A 23,043-nucleotide genomic window follows, 5' to 3' on the forward strand; every position below is an offset into this window, starting at 1 on the left:
GGCACGGGCCCCACACGCAAGATTTGCCTGCGGTTATGACAAAGTCGCCGGGGCTTGCCAAGCAAGCGGGATGGTATGCCAGCGTTGCAACCCAAAGCGCGATGACATATCGCGCTTTGGGTGCGCACTTTGCGCGAACGCGGCCCTTCGGGTCCGGATCATGCTTCCCGCACTGGTATCCAAATCTCGAAGCCGCCATTGCCGGTCGCGGGATCGAATTTCTCGTCATAGCGCTCGAAGTTCGGCGCATCCGCAGCCTTCAGGCCGGACGCCGGCAGCCACTGATTCCAGATCGTGTTGACGGTGCGGCGGATCGAGGCGACGTGCTCGGTGTGGGTGAACACCGCGTAGCGCTGCTCGGGAATGCGGATGCGACCGAAGCGGCGCGGCAGGTCGGAGAAATCGGCGACCTCGACGCCGGCGATGTAGTCGAAATTGCCGGAATCATCGCCGTTGCAGCAGACGCCATAGGCGACTTGAGATTTTCCCTCGCCGACGCGCGCGGGAAGGTCGGCGACTTCCTGATGGAAGCGGTGCCACAGTCCCGGAATGGCGGCGCCGTTGTCGCAGGAGATGCGCTCGGCGGGGCCGGCGACGAGGAAGGCCTTCGCGGCTTCGAAACGCGGCGGGACCAGATGGTCGAGCATGGTGGAATCCATGAGGATCGGCTCCTGAAGCTTGAGTTTGTCGAGGCACGTTGCCGCCCGCACCGCTTCGGGTGTGGTGCCAAACTGGTCGCGGAACGCGCGGGTGAACGCTTCGTGCGAGCCGTAATCCGCCTCCAGCGCCAGCGACAGGATGTCCGGCGCGCCGTTCGCAAGACTGCGCGCCGCTTCCGTCAACCGCCGCGCGCGCACGAAGCGCATCACCGGAAGCCCGGTGGCTGCGGCAAACGCCCGCACGATGTGGAACCGCGACACGCCAGATATCGCCGCAATCTCGTCGAGCGTCATCGGCTCGGCCAGATGGCTCTCGATATACCAGAGCGCGCGCTGGGCTGGGTTCATACGTCAAAGGCCCTCGTTCGAAGCCTGGCGATGATGCGCTTCCGGCCACCGCCTCGCTTGATCGGCATTGCTGTCCTCGCATGAGAATAGTCCTGGAATAGCCACTGGCAACGCCCCGGCATTCGCAGCTACACTCGTTGCAACCGCTCACCAGAAAGAGGAACCGCGTCATGGAAATCACCGATGTGCGGGCGCACCATATCCGCATCCCCTATGACGCCGGTGTCGCGAGCTTTCGCCAGGGCGCGTCCGCAATCTCCGCGCTCGACATGGTGCTGGTCGAGGTCACGACCGATGCCGGACTGACCGGCTGGGGCGATGCCTTTGCCTATGTCTCCCCGCGCACCACGCGAAGCGCCGTCGAGGAGATGATCGCGCCGCAGGCCCGCGGGCTGAAGGTTCCCGATGCCGCCGGCATTCCCGCGGCGATGGAACAGATCCAGCGCAATTTGCATCTGTTCGGCCGCTACGGCATCACCATGTTCGCGATATCAGCGCTCGACATCGCGCTTTGGGACCTGGCCGCGAAGATCGAGGGCGCGCCGCTGCATCGCCTGATCGGCGAGACCAGGCGCTCGTCCATCCCCGCCTATGCGAGCCTGCTGCGGATTGGCTCGCCTGAGAACATTACCGGCGAATGCAAGAAGGCGCTCGCGCTCGGCTATGGCGCCATCAAGCTGCACGAGACCACGACACCGGCGGTGTTTGCCGCGCGCGAGGCGATCGGGCCCGGCATCCCGCTGATGGTCGACATGAACTGCCCGCTCACAGGCGAGCAGGCGATCGCATTCGCGAAGGCGTGCGAGGACGCGCAGCCGATGTTTCTGGAAGAGCCGGTCTGGCCGCCGGAGGATTTTGCCGCACTCGCCGACGTCCGCCGCGAGGGCAGGCTCGGCGTCGCCGCCGGTGAGAACGCCTGCACGGAGTATCAATTCCGCCAGATGATGAATGCAGGCGCGGTGAGCCATGCCCAGCCGTCGGTGACCAAGGTCGGCGGCATCACGGAATTTCTGAAGGTCGCCGCACTCGCCGATCAGCTCGGCGTCCAGATCGTTCCGCACTCCCCGTATTTCGGTCCGGGCCTGCTGGCGACATTGCACCTGCTGGCGACGCGCGACGACGGGTTGGTCGAGATGTTCTATCTGAAACGCGAAGCGTGTCTGTGGGGCGGCCGCGCCGATGTCGATGCCACCGGCCACGTCGCGGTGCCCTCGGGACCCGGGCTCGGCTATGAGCCCGATCGCGGCGTGATGGAGCGCTACCGCGTGGCGTGATCGCGACGCCTATTTCGCCGCGTCCTTTGGTGGCGGCGCGTCCTGCTTCTTCTTCAAGTCTTCCGCGATCTTCACCTGCGCAGCCTGAAGATCGCCCAGCGTCTTCTGCAGGCCGGCCACAACCGTCTTCAACGCATCGATCTGGCGGTTGGCGGCATCGAGCTTCTGCTGATGATCGAGCGTCAGCTTGGTGATCGTCTTCTGCAGGAAGTCGACGTTGCTCTGGAGGCAGCTCGTGCGCCGCTCCATGGTCTTCTCGACGGTGCAGATCTCGATGCCGGGCACGTCCTGCGCGCGGACCGGCGCAATCGCCAGCGTGGCGAGCAACAACATCGCGAAACAGACGCCGGCACTTCGAAGCAGCATGCAGGTTCCTCGTCCAAATCAATCACGGCAATGTGCGCTTTTTGCGCGCCGACGCCGGAGGCTACCACACTCGTACCGCATTCTCGCGTTGAGCTTGGCTTGTTCCCTTGGACGGGGAGCGGTGAACCGTGCGCGGAAGAAGAAGTGGGCGCTCTTTCCGCGACTTTGATTAGGGGAGATTTTTGGAATGGCAACGCGCGATAGACGTCTAGCGGAATTCGATGGCGCCGGAGAACCGCCCCCTGGCCTGCCGGTCGAAGTGCTCTGTGAGGACCATAGCGGAACGTATCAGCTGCCGTTCGCCTGCCGCTATGTCGAGGGACGATGGCAGAACGATGCGGCAGGCGTCCCGGTGGAAGCCACCGTCATCGGCTGGCGCGTGCCGCGCGTCAAGCACTCGGGCTTCGCCTGACGAGCGGCGTCTGTCTCAAAATGCAACGGGGCCGCGCTCTGCCTTAACGAACGGAACGCGGCCCGAACGAATCGCGTCCGAATCAGCCGAAACGCCGTGTACGCGGCTGTTCACGGCTAGATGTCGCAACCAGCCCGCACGCGTATACAATATCTGCGCAGCATGTGGCACGGCCCGAGCCGGCCACGGGTGCTAAAAGTTAACGGCTTCAAAGACATGGCTGCCGGGTGCAGCAGCCTGGGCCTCGCTCCCAAAACAGGCAGGCGGGCGCCGAGCCTGCCTAATATTCGACCTCGAGCTCCTCGATCTCGGCCGGCTCGTCCCTGGCCGCCCCGATCCATTCCTCCATCTCGGGCATGGCCATGATGGTATCGGCATAGGCCTTCAGCAGCGGCTCGAGCTTGACGTCATAGGTCACGAAGCGCGTCACCACGGGGGCGTACATCGCATCCGCCATGGTGCGCCTCGCGCCGAACAGGAAGGGTCCGCCTGATTTCTCCAGGCAGTCGCGCCAGATGGAACAGACGCGGTCGATATCGGCCTGGGCGCGCGACCAGATCTTGAAGCCGGGGAAGTGCCCCTTCAGATTGACCGGCAGCGAAGCGCGCAACGTTGTGAAGCCGGAATGGATTTCGCCGCAGATCGAGCGGCAATGCGCCCGCTGGACGCGGTCATCAGGCAACAGACCGGCTTCCGGCATCGCCTCGTTGAGATATTCGGCGATCGCCAGCGTATCCCAGACCACGGCGCCCTCGTGGCGCAGGCACGGCACCAGGATCGACGACGACAGCAGCAGGATTTCCGCGCGCGCCGACGCGTCGTCCGGCGCGGTGACGATCTCCTCGAAATCGAGCCCGGAAAATTTCGTCAGCAGCCAGCCGCGCAGCGACCAGGACGAATAGTTCTTGCTGCTGATGGTCAGTGTCGCCTTCGCCATATGGCCTCTTCCCTACGCCTGTGACTTGCACGCCGCCCGGCCCGCGGGAGTGCTCATGACCTGTGCTTCCCGCAAAAGGAGGAGCAAGCGATGTGCCAGTTTTGAGGGCGGTAGGGCTCCCGTTTGGCTTCGATATTGCATGACAGCACGGGAAGGTGGGCGTTTCAGTATGATGTCGATGTATTATCAGGCCTTTCAGAACCATATGGACCTCACCGCGCCGTGGCGGGCGGGAGCTTCGTCCGCGCTCAGATTCCTCAATCTGGTGCCGCAGGGCCTATCGGATCAGGTCGTCGGCCGGCTCTCCGCCGCGCTGGAGCTGATCTCCCGCTCCACCCTCACCTATCACCGTCCGGCCTACGGCATCGACAGCGTGATGGTGGGCAACCGTGAGGTCGGCGTCACCGAGGAGGTCGCCTACGCGACGCCGTTCGGCTCGCTGCTGCACTTCAGGAAGGACGGCGTGCCGGAGCAGCCGCGCATGCTGCTGGTGGCGCCGATGTCGGGCCATTTCGCCACGCTGCTGCGCGGCACCGTGAAAACGCTACTGCAGGATCACGACGTCTACATCACCGACTGGCACAATCCGCGCGACATTCCACGCCGCGAAGGCCGCTTCGGGCTCGACGATTACACCGATCATCTCATCGACTTCCTCGGCCAAATGGGCCCGCGTCCGCATATGGTCGCGATCTGCCAGCCCTCGGTCTCGGCACTCGCGGCCGCCGCGGTCATGTGCGAGGGCAACCACCCCTCGCGGCCTGCGACGCTGACGCTGATGGCAGGCCCGATCGACACGCGCATCCAGCCGACCAGGGTCAACGAGTTCGCCAAGAGCAGGCCGATCGACTGGTTCGAGCAGAACCTGATCAACTACGTGCCGGTGCAATGCCGCGGCGCGCTCCGCAAGGTCTATCCCGGCTTCGTGCAGCTCACGGCGTTCGTCTCGATGAATCTCGAGCGCCACATCAAGCAGCACATGGATCTCGCCAACCATATCGCCAAGGGCGAGAAGGAGAAGGCCGCGAGCATCAAGACCTTCTACGACGAATATTTCGCCGTGATGGACCTGCCGGCCGAGTTCTACATCGAGACGGTGCGTGACGTGTTCCAGGAGCACCTGTTGCCGCAAGGCAAGTTGATGCACCGTGGCCGTCCCGTGAACACCAAGGCCGTCAGCCGCATGGGACTGATGACGGTCGAAGGCGAGAAGGACGACATCTGCTCGATCGGCCAGACGCTCGCCGCGCAAGACCTCTGCACCGGTGTGCGCGCCTATCGCCGCGTTCACCACATGCAGGCCGGCGTCGGCCATTACGGCGTGTTCTCGGGCAAGCGGTGGAACAACGAAATCTATCCGCTGCTGCGGGATTTCGTGCACGTGAATTCCTGACTGTCATTGCCTGCCCCCAGACCGGGGAAAAACGGCACGTGCCTAATGCACTTGCTCGAGCAGCTCTTTCGCTTCCACGACTTCAGAAAGATTTCGCTCCACATCGAATTCGGCCAGCACGGGAGCGAGCACTTCGGATACCCCGCCTGCTCGGCCATTTCTTTTGTGCAGGCGTGCAAGCCCAAGGGCGCTGCGCAGCTCGAAAGTCTTCGTCTGCTGGTGTCGTGCGATCTCAAGCGCTCGGTTGAGGGAAGCTTCGGCACTGGCTTCGTCCGAAGGATCAAGACGCGACAAAAGTTCGCCGCGGGCGCGATGCAGCTCGGCATCAAGCCAATGCTGGCCGGATTGCCCGGTCCATGCGATCAATTCGCTCAAGATTTCCAGCCCGGTTTCGAGTTGGCCCGACGCAGCGTTCGCCACGGCGACCTGCATCCCCCAAAACGGCTCACAGAGATAGCAGTCATTCTCGTGCAGCAAGGTCCAGCCGCGACGCATTTCCGTCAGTCCGGTCATTCGGTCGCCGGCACGCCACTTGGCGAGGCCATCCAGGTAGGTGCCGGCGGCCACATACAACGGCATCGTGTGGTCGCGCGCGAGACCGAGCGCCAGGATCGTCTCTGTCTGCTGCAACATGCCTCCGCATAGTCCGTCGAACACAGCGCGATGAACCAGCGCGTTGGCCTGGGACAGCGCCCGTTTTTCTCCCGAAGCACTCACCGCTTCGGCGGCGAGGCGGCGTGCCCGCGCGATCTTGCCAAGCGGCCAAAGCACCAGGGCAAGAAACCTCATGATAACGAACGGGAGATCCAGTGCCGAAGCCCTGAACGTCGCGGGATCCGGCTCGGCAGCATAGATCTCGAGTGCCTGCTCGAGACGCATGCTCGCGTTCAAGTAGTCACCGCCGAACCAGCAGGTAACCCCGCCCGTCCAATGTGCAACGACGGCGGCCACCGGTGAGTCCGGTCGTCGGTCAGCGGCGCTCCTGATGGCATCCGCCAGCTCCCGCATCGGAGCGAGTTCGCCGTGTGTCAGGCAAGCATTGAAGAGACCCGAATGGACCGGCGCGAGTTCAACGGGATCATTGATGTCGGCAGCGAACTGCCGGGCACGCGTCCATGCGGCAACCGTTTCGGGAGCGCTGTGGCCGAGGCTGCCTCGCAACGCACGGCCGTATGCGATTTGAAGATGCAGCCTGCTCATCATCCGGCGGGGATCATCTGGCACCTCATCGGCGGACGCAATCGCCTTGCCGAGATGCGCAATCGCCTCGGAATAGGCCGAGCGCTTCAGCGCCTGCTGGCCCGCCTTGCGCCACCATTCGAGGGCGACCTCGCTCAGCCCCGCCTCGGTGAAGTGATGCGCCAGAACTTCCGGCTCAGTCTCGGCGACGGCCGGAAACTTCTCACGCAAGACATCGCCGATGCGCTTGTGAAGCACCTGCCGTTTGCTCTTGAGCAGGCCTTCATAGGCCGCTTCCTGAACGAGAGCGTGCCTGAAGCTATAGTTTGCGTCGGGCGGCGTCCCGCGACGCACCAGCAGTTCCGCCTCTTCGAGTTGCGTCAGCGCAGCGCTCAGCGTCAGATCATCGCGTCCTGTCACATATCTTAGCAGCGCGTATGAAAAGTCGCGGCCGATGGCGGCGCCTATCTGCGCCACCTCCTTGACGGGAGCCAGCCGGTCGAGCCGCGCCATCAGCGAATCCTGCAGCGTCGCGGGAATAGCGAGCGGCGGAAGCGGACTATCGAGGCGATAACGTCCGGAATCTTCGGTGAGCAGTCCGGACTCCAGCACCATCTTGGTCAGTTCCTCGACGAATAGCGGGATGCCGTCCGTCTTGTCGATGATCTGCTCCATCATCTCGCGCGGCAGCTGGCGGCCAACGGTCACCTGCTCGACCAGCGCACGCGTGTCCTGCCGGTCGAGCCGGTCGAGCCGCAGCAGACTGACGTTGCCAAGGCCCGACCAGGAGGGCTCGAACTCCGGCCGGGATGTCATGAGCATGAGTATTGGCAACCCCCTGATCCGGTCGACCCCGAGATCGAACAGTTCAAGTGTCGTGGCATCGGCCCAATGCATATCCTCGCAGATGATCAGCAGGGGTTGCTCTCGCGCCAACCCCTCGAGCTGATCGAGAAGCGAGGCAAACGTCTGTCGCCGCTGCTGCGCCGGGCTCAAACCGAGCGGCGGATAATGGTCGCTGGTTGGAATCGAAAGGAGCGCCGCAATGAGCGGTGTCGCCCGGGCGACCTGCTGCGTTCCAAGCGCCAGCATTGTCTTAAGCTTGTCGAGCTTTTGCTCCGGCGTGTCGTGCGAGCGGATACCGGCTGCGCGCTCCAGCTGCGCGACAAAGGGATGAAGCGCGCTGTTGGTGTGGTAGGGCGAACACTGATATCGCACCCGGCGGTGCGCCCCTAACGCGGGGTTCTCGGACAGCGTTGCGACAATGCGCGACTTGCCGATGCCCGCTTCGCCGGAGATCAACACCATCTGGCCCTGCCCCTGCCATGCCAATCGCTGGCGCGAGAGCGTGAATTCGATCTCATCCTTGCGACCGACAAAGCCGATCGAACGCGCTGCGCGGACCGCCTCGAAGCGACTTTCCGATGCGGCCGCCCCCTCGACCGCCCAGACCGCGATGGGTTCGGCTATCCCCTTGACCTCGCGGCGGCCGAGATTGCGAAAAGTGAAGAGATCGCCAAGGAGCCGGCGCGTCGACGAGGCGACGACGACCACTCCCGGTTCCGCCAGGCTCTGAAGCCTGGCAGCGAGGTTTGGTGTATCGCCGACCGTTGCGTGCTCCTCAGACGCGTCTCCGCTGATGAGGTCGCCGACCACCACGAGCCCGGTCGCGATTGCGATCCGCAGTTCAACTCGTTCGTCAGCGCCCGTTTTGAGTTGCCCAATCGCAGAAATGGTGTCGAGGCCCGCTCGCACTGCGCGCTCCGCATCGTCCTCGTGGGCGCGGGGATAGCCGAAATAGACCAGTATTCCGTCACCGACGAACCTGGCGATCCTGCCGTCATAAGCAGCAATGACGCTCGCACAGGCGGCGCGGTAGGCCCGGATCACTTCCCACATGTCCTCGGGATCGAGACGCGCCGAGAGCGCAGTCGAGCCGACCAGGTCGCAAAACATAACGGTCAGGTGACGCCGCTCGGCGTCGTGAGGAGGAGCCGGTGATGCGATCAACGCAGCTGGATCGAGGTCGGCAATGGCACGCAGCATTTTGCGGCGATGGCCAAGCAGGACTCCGAGCTTGTCGAAGTCCTCGGCCATCAGTTCGGGAAGGACGCCCATGTCGATCCCATTTTGGACAAAACGCTCTGCGTATTGTCCAAGCCCCAGCTTCTCGAGCCATTCCGCAATCTGCATTGGCTCCACCGATCGTGTGGTTGGCAGTTAGCAGAATTTTGGACCACGGCGTGCGGGGACAATATCGCAACGTCACCATGATGGCACGTCTTGTTTGTTGCGCGACAACTTAGGTTGCTCAGTACCGATGCCGCTTCCAAGCAAAGACATTGCTCGACGCGAACGGCGGCGCTACTAAAAATCGTCTGCACGCAGCGTTGAACGACAGAAGTTGCGATGAGCCGTCAACCACTCGCCTTCAGACCTGACGTCGGCACTGGCACTGGTGCCCACATCACGATGCCAAGCAGACGTCTTCCGTGAGCACAATTGTCTTCATTCCTTGTCCTTGGGCACTTCGTAGTTGCGCGCCATCGTTCCCGCCGCAACTTGAAGCGAAGACCCAACGACCCAACAGCCGACGAGAAAGGCTATCAGCCCATTGGGTAGGCTTTGATCAAGGACAAGGATGCTGACGGACAGAGTTGCTGCAATCGCCGCGCCGAACGTACCGGCCGCACTCATGATCTCAGCAACCTCAGAGCCGTTGTATTCTTCCGAGGTGCTCGAAATCGACTTCCGAGCGACAGACCGGGACAAATCAATTCCAACATAATAGCTGAGAGCTCCGTAGAGCATCGTTAGCAGCACGATCCAGCCGCTTTCAAAAAGCCCGCCTTTCTGACGCAACAGGGTCGCACCCACATAGAGGCCGCAAGAGGCCCCAACGGCTGCGAGCCCAATTCTTTCGAGAAGATGGGCCGACTTGATAAGACTGGAACGGGCGATCCCAAGATTACCGGCGTACCTCGTTAGGGAAAATGCGCTGGAAACTGCGTTGCCTTTCTTCATGGGGGGCTCCTTAGTAAGTAGCAGCCTACCGGCCGACCCCGATTAGAAGCTGCGTGGACGCGTTTCGCGATGCCCTTGATTCCAATTTCCAAAAGATGTGGCTGAGTGATGGGGCTGGCTTGCTCGTAACCAAGACGAGAGCCAAACCAAAGCTGCGAGCTCGCGGCTTCGCAGGCATTGCATCTCACCCTTGTCTGTCAGTCAGCTCCGGGTGCAGCAATTTCTTGGAGGAGAGTTAGCTCGAAAAGAGAGTGATGGACTATGAGACTGTTCACATACTCCCGTTCCCTGTCGCTCCATCCAGTCACGATCTCAGGAGGACTAAGTTTGCATCGTTGCATACGCGGGATGTCGCCGCCTGCTGAAGGAATGGCCGGAATGCTTGCCCTGAAGCCCAGCGCCTCACGAATTCACGGGCACGAAGCAGGCGATCTCGCTGGCGAAGCGGCACCGATTTGGATTCTGATTTTGACGTGAAAACGCTCTACGCGTCCTGCCCGCCATGGGCTTCGCGACGCCATGCGCCCGGACTGACGCCGACCATCTGCGTGAACACGCGGGTGAAATGGCTTTGATTGGCAAATCCGGCCGAGATCGCAATCTCGGACAACGGCAGGTTGCGGACCGTCATCAGCTGCGTGGCCGCCTTCACGCGCTGACGCAGCAGCCATTGATGCGGCGGCAGGCCGGTGGAGATCCGGAATGCGCGTGAAAAGTGGCTGACCGAAAGGCCGAGCTCGGTCGCGATCTGCTCCAGCGCGACCTTGCCTGAGAGATCGGATTCGAACCGGTCACACGCGCGCTTCACCTGCCATGGCGCGAGGCCGCCACGGTTAGGCTCTGCGACAGGCTTCAGCCCGCCATAGGTCTGGGCGACGTGGGCGGTGAGCGCGAGCATCATGTGATCGACGAAAAGCTGGTTGGTCTCGTCAGGCCGACGCAGTGCTTCCTGCAAGGTGGCGCCGATATGACGGATGACCCCGTCGTCATGGCCCACACCGGGCTCGTAAGAGAGTTCGCCAATGCGCGGCGCGCCCGGTTGCCTCGCCATGTCGTGAAGGGCCGAGCGCGGCAAATAGAAGAAGAGCGAGTGAAACGGCTTGTCGATCACGTAGCGCGGGTCGCGCTTGAGGTCGTACAGATAGGTCGCGCCTGCACGAATATTCTCCCTGGTGACGTAGCGGCCTTCCTCCCAACATTCGCAAGCGGGATAGTCGCGGAGCTTCAAGCTGACGAGGTAAGCATCCTCCGCCGGCAACGAGCCGGAAAGCTCGGGCGTCGGCTTGTCATTGCGGACCTCGGTGACCGCGAGTTCCGCACTGCGCAGCGAGCGCGTGATCAGAACCGGAGCTTCCGTCACGCGAAAGCCCCGCCCGAGCCTCTGCCCGTAGACGCCTGCTTCTGTCATTTCAATATTCCATCCGTGAAAGGCACGTCCGCGTCGGCCTCTCCGAGGCGATGCATTATCGGAGATCGACGGCCGACGGTCCAGCTTCGCCGCATTAACACATAGATTGTGGCAGGCGGTCGCACTCCGTCGCGGCGAGGTGAATTCATTGTGATTTCAGCACGATTCCACAGGCTTGGCATCGCGAAGGACACCGCCGTTAACGTGTGCGGCAGATCATGGCGCGATTTTATCGTGCGTTCTCGAAAGCATCCGCTACGCGCCTTCGCGCGCTAGGCCGACCATTCCTCGCCCCAGACCTGGACGACGTGGCCGGGCGAGACTTCGCGATACTGCCGGACCGGCGGTTGATAATCCGGTGCGCGCACCGGGCTTCTGATCTCGTCGTTCGATGTCTCGCGCTTCGTGCCGCGGCGCGATGGATCGGGCACCGGCACCGCGGCCATCAGCTTCTTCGTGTAGGGATGCTGCGGATTGCCGAACAAGGCTGCGCGCGGGCCGGTCTCGACGATCTCGCCGAGATACATCACCGCGACGCGATGGCTCATGCGCTCGACCACCGCGATGTCGTGGGAAATGAAGAGATAGGCAAGGCCCATGCTGGCCTGCAGGTCGAGCATCAGGTTGACGACCTGCGCCTTGACCGAGACGTCGAGCGCGGAGACCGCTTCGTCCGCAACGATCAGCTTCGGCCCGAGCGCGAGCGCGCGCGCAATGCAGATGCGCTGGCGCTGGCCGCCGGAGAATTCGTGCGGAAAGCGCGCAGCCATATCGGCGGTCAGGCCGACGCGCACGAGCAGATCGGCGACCTTGTCTCGTGCCTGCGATGCCGTGGCGAGCCCATTGGCGAGCAGCGGCGCGGCAATCGCCGTCCCCACCGACATGCGCGGATTGAGGCTCGCGAACGGATCCTGGAATACGATCTGCATCTGCTTGCGGAAGTCGCGCAAGGTCCGGGCGTTCATGGCGAGGACGTCATGGCCGTCGACCAGGACGGTGCCGCTGTCCGGCTCCGTGAGCTTGAGGATGGAGCGACCGGTGGTCGACTTGCCGCAACCGGATTCGCCAACCAGCGCCAACGTCTCGCCGGCGCGCAGGGTGAAGGAGATGTTCTCGACCGCGTGGACCCGGCCCGAGACTTTTCCGAACAAGCCCGAGCGGATCGGAAAGCGTGTGGTGAGGTTGGCGACTTCGAGCAGCGGCCGCTCCGCGGTTGAGACCGTCTCAGGCGTCTCCGCCGGCTCGTCCGAGGTCCCCGTGACCTTGTCGACGATCGGAAACCGCATCGGCCGCGTCCGCCCGCCCATCGAGCCGAGACGCGGCACGGCCGCGAGCAGCGCGCTCGTATAGGGATGCGAGGGCGTAGCGAAGATGCGCGCGGTGGCGTCAGTCTCGACCGCCTGCCCGCCATACATCACCACGGTCCGGTCCGCGATCTCGGCCACCACGCCCATGTCGTGGGTGATGAAGAGGATCGACATCCCCTCCTCCTGCTGGAGCTCCTTCAGAAGCTCCAGGATCTGCGCCTGGATGGTGACGTCGAGTGCCGTCGTCGGCTCGTCGGCGATCAACAGCTTCGGCTTGCAGGCGAGCGCCATCGCGATCATCACGCGCTGGCGCATGCCGCCGGAGAAACGATGCGGATGCTCGTGGAAGCGTGATGCCGCCGCGGGAATGCGGACACGATCGAGCAGACGGATGGTCTCGGCCTCTGCCGCCGCGCGCGACAGGCCGCGATGCTGGATCAGCGCCTCGGCGATCTGAAAGCCGATGGTGAGCACCGGATTGAGGCTCGTCATCGGCTCCTGGAAGATCATGGCGACATCGTTGCCACGAACATCCGTCATGCTCGCTTCGGACAGCGTCAGTAGATCGCGGCCCGCGAGCGTGACGCGCCCCTCGACCCGGCCGCTCTCCTTCGGAATGAGCCGCATGATGGAAAGCGCGGTGACGCTCTTGCCCGAACCGGACTCGCCGACGATCGCCACGGTTTCCTTGGCCGCGATATCGAACGACACGTCGCGGACGACGGGAATCCATTGCCGCTCGCGCAGAAAGGACGTGGTCAGGCCCGCGACCGACAACACGGGGGACTGAGCTTCGGCAACGATTGGATCAGGCCTGCTTGCGCCGGTGCTCATGCGATTGCCCTAATAGCCGCGACTGCGATCGACGCGCCCCGGCAGATCTTCGCCGCGGCGGTGGCGGGCGATGACGTCGAGCACGAAATCGACGGCCGTATCAGGCGTCGTCATGCTGGCATTGTGCGGCGTCAGCAGGATGCGCGGGTGGCTCCAGAACGGATGGCCCGCCGGCAGCGGCTCGGGATCGGCGACGTCGAGCACCGCACCGGACAGCGCGCCGCTGTCGAGCGCCGCGAGAAAATCGGCTTGGACGAGATGCGGGCCACGCCCGACATTGACGAGCCCTGCTCCGCGCGGCAGGCGCGCGAACAGATCGGCATTGAGGATGCCGCGGGTCTCGTCTGTCAGCGGCAGCAGGCAGACGAGGATGTCGGCCTGCGCGAGAAACTCTGGCAACGTGTCGGTACCGGCGTAACAGGTGACGCCTTCAATCTCGCGCGGCGAACGATTCCAGCCGAGAAGCGGGAAGTCGAACGTCTTGAGCCGGTCGAGTACGGCCTGGCCGAGCTGGCCCAGCCCCATCACGCCGACACGACGACGTTTGGCCGGCGTGATCCGGATCTCGCGCCAGACCTGTTCCCTCTGCTGGCCGACGAAGTGCAGGAGATCGCGATGCAGGGCGAGCACGGCCATGGTGACGTATTCCACCATGGTCTCGGCGATGCCGGGCTCCAGCATGCGGACGAGCGGAATGTGCGCCGGAACTTTCGTGGCATCGAACTGATCCACGCCCGCACCGACCGAAAAGACCAGCTCGAGATTGGGAAAGGTCGTCGCGATGTCATCCGGCGGCACCCAGGCCACGAGATAGCGCACCTCGGCGGGATCGCCGATGTCGGGCCAGAGCCGGAACGGCACATCGGGCGCGCGCTCGGCGAAGAAGCTCGCCCATTCGGCGCCGCGAACCATGTTGGCCTTGTAGAGAACCGTCATGCCGCCAGCACTCTCAGAACGGGCTGACCGGCGCGAGACGCCGGCCGTCAATCATGCGCTTGTGGCTGTAGGCCGCGGGATCGACCAGCGGCGTCGCGCCGGTCACGATGTCGGCGGCGAGCTTGCCGGCGGCGGGGCCGATGCCAAAACCGTGGCCGGAGAAGCCGGTCGCGAGGAAGAAGCCGGGCAAGGCATCGACCGGCGAGATCACGGGAATGGTGTCCGGCGTGCAGTCGATAGTGCCGCCCCAGGCTTCCGCGATCTCGATGTCCTTCAGCTCCGGGTTCGCCTTGATCAGCGAGACCAGCGCCGCATTCACCAGCGACATGTCGGGCTCGGGATCGCGCACACGCTCGGTCTCGAACGGCGACGGCTTGTCAAAACTCCAGCTCGTACCGCGCACGATCTGGTCGAAGAACGACTTGCCGAACGAGAGCTTCAGCCCGTTCTTGCGATGCAGATAGGTCGGCCAGAAGGTGCGCGCGTAGCGGAACAGGTCGGGCGACAGCTCGACCGTGCCGCGGTTGCGCAGGGCCAGCGTGAAGCCGCCGTCGAGACGGCGGCGGATGCAGTAGAGATCGGTGCCGAGCGCGCCGGACGTGATCTCCGGCGCTGGCGTGGTCCGGCATGCGGTGGCGTTGACGAGGCCGATCGGCAGCTCGATGCCGTGGCGGCGGCAGAACAGCGACGACCAGGCGCCGCCCGATAGCAGCACCGCCTGCGTGCGAATGGTGCCCTTCTCGGTGACGACGGCGCTGACCTTTCCGCCAGTCGTCTCCAGCCCGCGCGCGGCGCAGCCCTGATGGATGGTGACGCCATGCTTTCGCGCGGCCGTCGCCAGCGCAGGCACGGCCATCGACGGCTCGGCGCGTCCGTCGCTCGGCGTGTGCAGGCCGCCGACCCACTTGTCGGTATTGCCTGGCATGCGCTCGGCGACCTCGGCCGGCGTCAGCACGGTCGAGTGGACCTGCATCTCGCGCGCAGTTGCGGCCCATCGCTCCCAGCTGGCCAGCTCGTCCTTGCTCTTGGTCAGGAACAGCACGCCGGTGCGGCGGAAGCCGGCATCGACACCGGCGTCGTTCTGCATGTCCTCCCACAGCCGGAGCGCCTCGCGGGCCAGTGGGATCTCCTCGCGGGCGCGGCCCTGCTGGCGGCACCAGCCCCAATTGCGGCTCGACTGCTCGCCGCCGACATGGCCTTTCTCGACGAGGGCAACGGAGAGACCCTTCTTCGCCAGATGATAGGCCGCGGACACGCCGATGACGCCACCGCCGATGACCACGACGTCCGCCTGCGCCGGCAGGCGTTCGTCGCTGTTTATACGGGTGAGCGGCGGGGACATGGGACACTCCAGCTATTCAGTTCGATCGACGCAAGTCGGCTCGGGGGCAGGCTCATCATGCGATATTCATTCGCGGGTCGAGCGCGTCGCGCAGACCGTCGCCGAGGAAATTGAAGCTCGTCACCGCGAGCGTGATGGCGACGCCCGGCGCGATCGCGAGCCACGGCGAGCTGGTGAGGTAGATCTGCGCGTTGTTGAGCATGTTGCCCCAGCTCGCGGCCGGCGGCTGGATGCCGTAGCCGAGATAGCTGACATAGGATTCGAGCAGGATCGCCTTGGCGACGTTCAGCGTCGCCGCCACCACGATCGGCGCGATCGCGTTGGGCACGAGCTCGCGGAACATGATGCGCAGGTTCGACGAGCCGAAGGCGAGCGCAGCAACCGCGAATTCGCGTTCGCGCAGCGAGCGCACCTGGGCTTCGACAACGCGGGCCACGGCCATCCAGGCGGTGGCCGCGATCAGCACGGTGGTGGTGACGGGGCCCGGCTCGGTGAGCGCCGCCAGCGCGAGCAGCAGGAAGATCGTCGGAAAGCACAGCACGGCGTCGACGAGCCGCATCAAGACCGCGCCGACCACGCCGCCATAGAAGCCGGCGAAAGCACCGACGACGACGCCGACCGCCATCGCGATCACCATCGCGACGATGCCGATCGAGAGCGAGACCCGCCCACCCATCATCAGCCGCGCCAGCACGTCGCGGCCGAGCTCGTCGGTGCCGAGGATGTGCGCGCCGGACAACGGCGGCGCGAACCGCTTCATGATGTCGATATAGGTGTCGTCGAACGGCAGCAGATAAGGACCCAACGCCGAGCCGAGCACGAGAACGAGAATGATGACAGCACCGGCGAGCGCAAGCCGGTGCCGGCGGAAGCGCCGCCATGCGGCCTGGCCGGGCGCGAGCTGAACGGTCGAGAGGGTCGCAGCCGTCATCCCTAGCCCACCCGGATGCGCGGATCGACGACGGCGTAGAGGATGTCGGCGACCAGCGAGCCGATCAGCACCATCGTCGCCGAGAACATCAGGATGCCCATCACCACGGGATAGTCGCGGTAGCCGATGGAATCCAGGAACAGCCGGCCCATGCCGGGCCAGGTGAACACGGTCTCGGCGACCAGCGCACCGCCGAGCAGCGTCGGAAACTGCAGACCCGCGACCGTGATCATCGGCAGTAGCGCGTTGCGTAGCGCGTGCACGGTGAGGATGCGCCATTCCGGCATGCCCTTGGCGCGCGCGGTGCGGATGTAATCCTGATTGATCACCTCGAGCATGGAGGAGCGCATGAAGCGGCCCCACATCGCGGTCTCGACCAGTGCCAGCACCAGCGCCGGCGCGATCAGATGATGCAGCAGGTCGAGGAAGGAGCCATCGCCGACGGTTTGGCGATTGCCGGCCGGCAGCCAGCCGAGCTTCACGGAGAACAAATAGATGGTGACGAGACCGAACCAGAAGGTCGGGATCGACAGCGCGATCATGGCGCCGACGGTGGCGAGCGAATCGAACAGCGAATAGCGGCGCAGCGCGCCCAGCACGCCGATCCAGCAGCCGAGCAAAACCGCGATGATCGTCGCCGTAGCCATCAGCTCCAACGTGGCGCCGAGATGGGAGGAGATCACCGACAGCACCGCCTCGCCGTCGCGATAGGACTTGCCCCAATCGCCTTTCAGCATGCGGCCGAACCAGTCGAGATACTGGATCGGCAACGGGCGATCGAGGCCGAGCTGCCTGGTGACGCGGTCGAGGTCCTCCTGCGTCATCTGCGCGGACGCCGCGTATTGCGACAACGGACCGCCGGGCGCCAGATGCAGGATGGCAAACCCGATCGCGGAGACGATCACCAGCAGCATGATCGCCTGCGCCAGGCGGTTGACGACGTAACGGGCCATCTCAGGCGATCCAGCGAGCCTGAGGCATCAGGCCCAGTACCATTCGCGGATGTTCCAGCAGTTGATGGAGGTGTTGATGTTGGGACGGAAGCCTTGCAGCCCCTCTTTCACGCCCTCGGCGATAAAACCCTGGAACAGCGGCAGGATGGCGAGGTCGTTGCGGATCAGCTTCTGCAGATCGCCATAGGTCGTCTTGCGCTGGGCGAGATCGAACTGTCTGGCGCCCTCGGCAAGCAGACGATCGGCCTCGGCGCTGTTGTACTGATAGGTGTTGAAGCCACGGCCGCCCTTGGCAGGGATAGCTCCGGAGCCGAAGCGCGGCGTCACGTCGGGGTCGCTGCCGAGCATGAAGTTCACGGACACCAGCACCGAATTGAACTTCGACTGCTGCCAGAAATCGCCCCAGATCACGGCGGCGGGCATGTTGTTGACGCGCATCGCCGCGCCGATCGCGCGCCAGTCCTGGATCAGGAGTTGCTGGGTCTGCTCGCGCACCGCATTGCCCGACGTGGTCGAGTTGGTGAATTCGAGCTTGACCCCACCCTTCTCGCGGATGCCGCCGGAGCCGCGGGTCCAACCGGCAGCGTCGAGCAGCGCGTTGGCCTTGGCCGGATCGTATTTGTGCTGCGGCAGGCCCTGCCGGAACGACCAGGCCTGCTGCGGCACGAAGCTCTCGGTCTGCGTCGGCAGGCCGTAGTTCAGCGCATCGATGATCGCCTGCTTGTTGATGGCAAGATAAAGCGCCTCGCGCACCGCGCGATCGGCGAAGGGGCCGAATTCGAGGTTCGGCGCGACGTGCTCCACCGATGACGTCGCGGAGACGAAGATCTTGCGGCCCTTCAGCGTCTTCGCCTCCTGCACGAAGTTCGGCAAGATGCCTTGCAGGCCGGTGTAGTCGACCTGCCCCGTGCGGAACTGGGTGTAGAGCACGGTGAGATCGGGAATGTATTTGAAGACCACGCGTTCGACATAAGGTCCCTTGCCGTGATAGCCGGCATGGGCATTCAATTGAATGTGGTCGCCGGGCACGCGCTCGCCCCAGCGGAACGGCCCGGTGCCGACAGGCGCGTTGTGGAACGGCGAGGAGTTCGGATCCGACAGCTTCTCCAGGATGTGCTTCGGCACGATGAAGGTGAGCGACAGGATCGACATGTAGGGCGAATAGGGAGCCTCCATCCGCCAGTGGATCTCGTCGGGCGCGACGACCTTGATGTCCTTGACGAGGTTGTGGCCGACGCGGTTGCGGACGCGGAAGTCGGGATTGTTGATCAGGTCCAGCGAGAACTTGACGTCCTCGGCCGTGAACGGCGTGCCGTCGTGCCATTTCACGTCGCTGCGCAGCTTGATCTTCCAGGTCAGACCATCGGCCGACAGGCCGCCATTCTCGACGGTCGGGACTTCGCGCGCGAGGTCGGGGACGAACTTGCCGTCGGGCTCGATGAACCAGAGCGGCGAGAACACCTGCCACCAGATGCCCTGATCGACCTCGATCCCCGGCATCAGCGGATGAAAGACGGTCGGCTCCTGCGACAGCGCCGCGATCACCTGCCCGCGCGGCTTGTCCGGCGGATTGGTCGGGCGTTCCGTTTGCGCGAACGCGTTGCCTGCAAGGGTCCATCCCGCCGCAGCGCCCGCGCCGAGTTGGAAGAATTGTCGGCGATTTGGAATGCCGAGATGATGCAGCCCGCCAACGCCGAACTTGCCGGTGCTGTCTGCCATGACCAGTCTCCGTTCCCGCACGCGGCACCGTCTCCCGCGCCCCCGAGACCCGGCAAAGGGACAGGAGTGGGCTTTAGTGCTTCTAAATTTTTCAGTCAAAAGTTCATCATGACTAAATACAGCTGTCAATCACATTGCTAGGATGCGCGACCTTTTCACGCCGCCGGCCATTCCGGCGGCGAGGCAATGCATGGGAGAGCGACATGGATGGTCGCGGCGAGACCAACGGCCCGAAGGACGCCCCGGCGATCGAGGCTGACGATGCGGTCGACCAGCGACTCGGCGAAACCGTGCGGCTGCTGCGGCAGCGCGCCGGCCTCTCGATCCAGGACGTCGCCACCAAGACCGGGCTCTCCAATGGGATGATCAGCCAGCTCGAACGCGCGCGCGCCATGCCGTCGATACGGACGCTGCGCCTGCTCAGCATCGCGCTCGACGTTCCCATCTCCTATTTCTTCGAGACCACCGATCCCGCCGATGTGCAGCGCTACATCGTGCGCAAGAACTCTAGGCGCCTGCTGCGGCTCACCGCCAGCGGCGTCGTCAAGGAAGCGCTGACGCCCGCAGACAAGGGCCAGCTCGAACTCTATGAGCTCACGCTCAATCCCGGCGCCTCGTCCGGCACCGACTTCTTGCAGCACACCGGCGAGAAGGCCGGCTACATCCTGTCCGGCAGCCTGCGGCTGTGGCTCGACAACCAGGCTCATCTGCTCGAGGCCGGCGACAGTTTCCGTTTTCCGAGCATCGTGCCGCACATGTTCGACAACCCGACCCAGCAGGCCGCGCGTGTGATCTGGGTCACGACGCTCCGCCAGACCGATTCGCCGGCAGGTTGAGCGCGAGGAACGCCGGCGCCCCGCCGGAAATTGCCCCTCGACGCAGGCTCGCGGAGCCTGTAGCTGACGTGAAGCCGGAGCAATCTACAGCGCGAACGCGAGGGTCCCGCGATTGACGTCGTTGGTGTGAGACCATGAAACTCAGACCGCTTCTGACACTCGCGATGGCCGCGCAGGTCGCCGTGACCGCCGCGGCCCTCCTCGCCTCTTATGCCGCGACCGGGACCGGGTTCGGCTTTGCCCAGGTCGTCGCCTTGCTGGCAAGCGGCGCCGTTGCGGTGCTGCTCGCACGGCTGTGCACGCGCGCGATCGAAATGGCGCAGGACAAACGCGCCGCCGCGCAACTGGCCGAGCAGGCCCAGGCCGGCGCGCAGATGACCCAGGCCGTCATCAAGACCGCACTCGACGCCTTCGTTCAGACCGATGCGAACGGCATCGTCCTGGAGTGGAGTGTCCAGGCCGAGGCCCTGACCGGATGGACGCGCAAGGAGGCGCTCGGCGCCGATGTCGTCAACCTCCTCATCGCCGAGCCGCTCCGCGACGGCTTCAGGCAACGCATGATGCGGCTTTTGCCGGAACTGTCGGATACGCCAATCGGCATCCGGTTCGAAGCGACGCTGCTGCACCGGAACGGCGACCAGATCCTGATCGAGGCGTCGAGCACGGCGCTCGAGCTCGGCGGGCGCACCATCATCAACAATTTCGTCAAGGACGTCACCCAGAAGCGCGCGGCCGAGGAGCAGCTGATCCAGGCCCAGAAGATGGAGGCGGTCGGCCAGCTCACCGGCGGCATCGCTCACGAATTCAACAACATGCTCACCGTGATCACGGGCACGATCGAGATCCTCGCCGACGCCGTGAAGGACAACCCGCCGCTTGCGACCATCACCAAGCTGATCAGCGAGGCGGCCGATCGCGGCGCCGCGCTGACGTCGAGCCTGTTGTCCTTTGCCCGCAAGCAGGCGCTCCAGCCGGCCGAGATCGACGTCAACGAACTGCTCGAAGAGGTGGCAAAGCTGCTGCTGGCGACCTTCGACAAGAAGATCGAGATCGTGTCCAGGCTTGACCGCAACGTCTGGCTGGCTTTCGCCGACCGCGGCCAATTGAGCGCGGCGCTGCTCAACCTCGCGATCAACGCCCGCGACGCGATGCTGGACGGCGGCAAGCTCACGCTGACGACGCGCAACGTGGTGTTCGGCGTGCGCGAGGCCGTCGCGGTGGGCGCCGGCTACGCCGGTGACTATGTCGAGATCGAGATCGCCGATACCGGCACGGGTATTCCGCAAGCCATTCTCGAACGCATCTTCGATCCGTTCTTCTCGACCAAGGATGTCGGCAAGGGCACCGGGCTCGGTCTCAGCATGGTGTTCGGTTTCGTCAAGCAGTCCGGCGGCGGCATCAAGGTCACGTCCGAAGAAGGCCGCGGCACGATTTTCACGATCTACCTGCCGAAAGCCGAGACCAGCACGCTCCGTCCGGCCGGCTATGACGAGCGCAAGGTCGTGGGCGGCACGGAAATAATCCTTTGCGTCGAGGACGATCGCGACGTCCGCCAATATGTCACCGTCCAGCTCGAAAGCCTCGGCTACAAGGTCATCTCCGCCGGTAACGCGACCGAAGCGCTCGCCATCGTGGCCGAAGGAACGCCGTTCGATCTGCTCTTCACCGACATCGTGATGGCCGGCGGCGTCAATGGACGCGAGCTCGCCGAGCAGATGGTGGCTGCGCGGCCCTCGCTGCGGGTGCTGTTCACGTCGGGTTATGCCTACGATTCCCTGCACGCGCAGGGACGCGCCACCATGGGCGCGCCGCTGCTGGCAAAGCCGTACCGGAAAGCCGAGCTCGCGCGCATGCTGCGCCGCTCCCTCGACACCGCCGTCGACGCCGCGGGCGATCCGATCCCGACGCCGTACTCGGTGCAGGCGGATGTCGAAGGCTTTTTGCGGAGGCAAGCGGCTGAAGACAGCGGCACGACGCGATCGCGAAAATAGATGCCCGCCGCCTAGCTCATCCTTCGCCGCAGCGTTGCCGACGGCGTCTCGCCGAATTTTTCGCGGTAGGCACCAGCCATGCGGCCGAGATGGGTGAAGCCGAGATCAAAGGCGATCTCGGTGATGGAGACATCCGGCGAAGCCTGCGCCAGCCGGGCGTGCAGAGCAGCGAGGCGCATGCCGAGCAGCATCTCCGAGATCGATACGCCGAAGTGGCGGCGGAAGCCGAGCTGGAGCGCGCGGACGCCGATCCCGGACGCGCAGGCGAGCTGCGCGAGGTCGAGCGGCTCACCGGCATTTTCCGCAAGATGGTCCCGCGCGGCGCGGAGCGCACGCGGCAGACGCTCGGCCTGCCCCGAAAACCTCCTGATGGCATCCGACAGGTCATGCCGCTGGCCATTGAGGAGATGATCGAGCAGCACCTCGCGCCAATCGGCCATCGCGACCGATGAAAGCCTGCCGGACGGCCCGAGACGCTCGGCAAGCCGCATCAGTTCGGCAAGGCTGGTCCGCAACGCCTGCCCCGCCGGTGCGTCCAGGTCGATCGCGGCATTAAACTCGACTGTGCCGGCCGCCCTGCCCGACAGCGACGCAGCGCGTTGCTCGATCATGCGACGGTCGAGCAGCAGGATCGCCTGGGCACAGTCGCTCCACATCATCCGGGTCGGAATGGTCGGCGACAGCAGCGATGCCGTGCGGCCCGGCGCGGCATCGATTTCGCTGACGCCGGCACGAATGCGGGCGGTGCCGGTGAGCGGGACCTGCACCAGGAAGAAGCGCTCGAGGCAGCCGGGATCGATGCTCACCGACCCGCCATAGGCCACATAGTTGATGGAGAAGCCGTCGAACGCCGCGCAATTGTGCCGGGCGGAGAAGCCGGGCCCGCGCGGCCGTGCCGGCTCGAGGTCGTGCGGGCAGAAGATGCGTCCGATCTGCTCTGCCGCTTCGTCGACATCGTCCGTGGTGACGCGGGCGAAGTCCGCAAGCCGTTCGGCTTCGGACCGCCGCGTGATCATTTCCAGCTCGGCTGCGGACATCGTCGACAACGCTTCGGGCCACGGATTTGCTTTAAGCCTATAATAGTTCCCGGGACGCGGAAAGAGCCGCGCCGCAAAATCGTCGTGCTGCATGGCAACAGCCGCATCCGGATTCGTTTAGCGGATAGACAGCGACCGTCGACGGGCCGAAGCTCCA

Annotated in this window: 18 protein-coding genes; 5 read left to right on the forward strand and 13 right to left on the reverse strand. The window is 64.5% G+C overall.

Translation table 11 applies throughout. The features are described 5' to 3' along the window. Positions 1-158: 158 nt before the first annotated feature. Positions 159-1,007: an AraC family transcriptional regulator gene (locus OWC48_RS27925; RefSeq protein ID WP_282522868.1), complete on the reverse strand. Its 849-nt coding sequence runs from the start codon at positions 1,005-1,007 to the stop codon at positions 159-161. Positions 1,008-1,177: 170 nt separating this feature from the next. Here OWC48_RS27925 and OWC48_RS27930 point away from each other — a divergent pair, with 170 nt between their 5' ends. Next, positions 1,178-2,281 (forward strand): mandelate racemase/muconate lactonizing enzyme family protein, encoded by a 1,104-nt coding sequence (locus tag OWC48_RS27930; RefSeq protein ID WP_282522869.1) that lies wholly within the window; start codon positions 1,178-1,180, stop codon positions 2,279-2,281. Between the two features lie 9 nt (positions 2,282-2,290). On the opposite strand, the gene OWC48_RS27935 is transcribed toward OWC48_RS27930, so the two are convergent. Then, positions 2,291-2,647 carry a hypothetical protein gene (locus OWC48_RS27935; RefSeq protein ID WP_282522870.1) on the reverse strand — a complete coding sequence of 119 codons (357 nt, stop codon included), beginning with the start codon at positions 2,645-2,647 and terminating at the stop codon, positions 2,291-2,293. Positions 2,648-2,834: 187 nt separating this feature from the next. Here OWC48_RS27935 and OWC48_RS27940 point away from each other — a divergent pair, with 187 nt between their 5' ends. Further along, positions 2,835-3,059 (forward strand): hypothetical protein, encoded by a 225-nt coding sequence (locus OWC48_RS27940; protein ID WP_014492853.1) that lies wholly within the window; start codon positions 2,835-2,837, stop codon positions 3,057-3,059. Between the two features lie 280 nt (positions 3,060-3,339). On the opposite strand, the gene OWC48_RS27945 is transcribed toward OWC48_RS27940, so the two are convergent. Then, the gene (locus OWC48_RS27945; protein WP_282522871.1) at positions 3,340-3,996 is read right to left on the reverse strand and encodes a glutathione S-transferase family protein; all 657 of its coding nucleotides are present in this window, start codon (positions 3,994-3,996) and stop codon (positions 3,340-3,342) included. Positions 3,997-4,165: 169 nt separating this feature from the next. On the opposite strand from OWC48_RS27945, the gene OWC48_RS27950 reads away from it, so the two are divergent. Beyond that, positions 4,166-5,389: a polyhydroxyalkanoate depolymerase gene (locus tag OWC48_RS27950; RefSeq protein WP_282522872.1), complete on the forward strand. Its 1,224-nt coding sequence runs from the start codon at positions 4,166-4,168 to the stop codon at positions 5,387-5,389. A gap of 42 nt (positions 5,390-5,431) precedes the next feature. Here the strand turns inward: OWC48_RS27950 and OWC48_RS27955 are convergent, their stop codons facing one another. From OWC48_RS27955 to OWC48_RS27995, 9 genes are all read right to left on the reverse strand, one after another. Further along, positions 5,432-8,761 carry an adenylate/guanylate cyclase domain-containing protein gene (locus OWC48_RS27955; RefSeq protein ID WP_282522873.1) on the reverse strand — a complete coding sequence of 1,110 codons (3,330 nt, stop codon included), beginning with the start codon at positions 8,759-8,761 and terminating at the stop codon, positions 5,432-5,434. Between the two features lie 315 nt (positions 8,762-9,076). Then, positions 9,077-9,592: a hypothetical protein gene (locus OWC48_RS27960; protein ID WP_282522874.1), complete on the reverse strand. Its 516-nt coding sequence runs from the start codon at positions 9,590-9,592 to the stop codon at positions 9,077-9,079. Positions 9,593-10,076: 484 nt separating this feature from the next. After that, entirely contained in the window at positions 10,077-11,000 is a 924-nt protein-coding gene (locus OWC48_RS27965; RefSeq protein WP_282522875.1) for an AraC family transcriptional regulator, read from the reverse strand. Positions 11,001-11,272: 272 nt separating this feature from the next. Further along, positions 11,273-13,141, reverse strand: a complete 1,869-nt coding sequence (locus OWC48_RS27970; RefSeq protein ID WP_282522876.1) for an ABC transporter ATP-binding protein — start codon at positions 13,139-13,141, stop codon at positions 11,273-11,275. 9 nt (positions 13,142-13,150) lie between these two features. After that, positions 13,151-14,077, reverse strand: coding sequence for a glyoxylate/hydroxypyruvate reductase A (locus tag OWC48_RS27975; protein WP_282522877.1), 927 nt, complete (start codon positions 14,075-14,077; stop codon positions 13,151-13,153). Between the two features lie 13 nt (positions 14,078-14,090). Continuing rightward, on the reverse strand, positions 14,091-15,419 hold the full coding sequence (locus tag OWC48_RS27980) for an FAD-binding oxidoreductase (protein ID WP_282522878.1): 1,329 nt from the start codon (positions 15,417-15,419) through the stop codon (positions 14,091-14,093). A gap of 55 nt (positions 15,420-15,474) precedes the next feature. Beyond that, positions 15,475-16,350 carry an ABC transporter permease gene (locus OWC48_RS27985; protein WP_282522879.1) on the reverse strand — a complete coding sequence of 292 codons (876 nt, stop codon included), beginning with the start codon at positions 16,348-16,350 and terminating at the stop codon, positions 15,475-15,477. A 2-nt stretch (positions 16,351-16,352) separates the two neighbouring features. Beyond that, the gene (locus tag OWC48_RS27990) at positions 16,353-17,303 is read right to left on the reverse strand and encodes an ABC transporter permease (protein ID WP_282522880.1); all 951 of its coding nucleotides are present in this window, start codon (positions 17,301-17,303) and stop codon (positions 16,353-16,355) included. A 27-nt stretch (positions 17,304-17,330) separates the two neighbouring features. Next, entirely contained in the window at positions 17,331-19,022 is a 1,692-nt protein-coding gene (locus tag OWC48_RS27995; RefSeq protein ID WP_282522881.1) for a peptide ABC transporter substrate-binding protein, read from the reverse strand. A gap of 203 nt (positions 19,023-19,225) precedes the next feature. Here OWC48_RS27995 and OWC48_RS28000 point away from each other — a divergent pair, with 203 nt between their 5' ends. Beyond that, the gene (locus tag OWC48_RS28000) at positions 19,226-19,858 is read left to right on the forward strand and encodes a cupin domain-containing protein (protein ID WP_282522882.1); all 633 of its coding nucleotides are present in this window, start codon (positions 19,226-19,228) and stop codon (positions 19,856-19,858) included. A gap of 134 nt (positions 19,859-19,992) precedes the next feature. Next, complete coding sequence (locus OWC48_RS28005; protein ID WP_282522883.1) at positions 19,993-21,849, forward strand: ATP-binding protein; 1,857 nt, start codon at positions 19,993-19,995, stop codon at positions 21,847-21,849. A gap of 11 nt (positions 21,850-21,860) precedes the next feature. Here OWC48_RS28005 and OWC48_RS28010 read toward each other — a convergent pair whose 3' ends face one another. Next, on the reverse strand, positions 21,861-22,886 hold the full coding sequence (locus tag OWC48_RS28010) for an AraC family transcriptional regulator (protein WP_282522884.1): 1,026 nt from the start codon (positions 22,884-22,886) through the stop codon (positions 21,861-21,863). Positions 22,887-23,043: the final 157 nt, after the last annotated feature.

It is taken from the genome of Bradyrhizobium sp. Arg816 (genome assembly GCF_029989365.1).
In the GTDB taxonomy this organism is placed as follows: domain Bacteria; phylum Pseudomonadota; class Alphaproteobacteria; order Rhizobiales; family Xanthobacteraceae; genus Bradyrhizobium.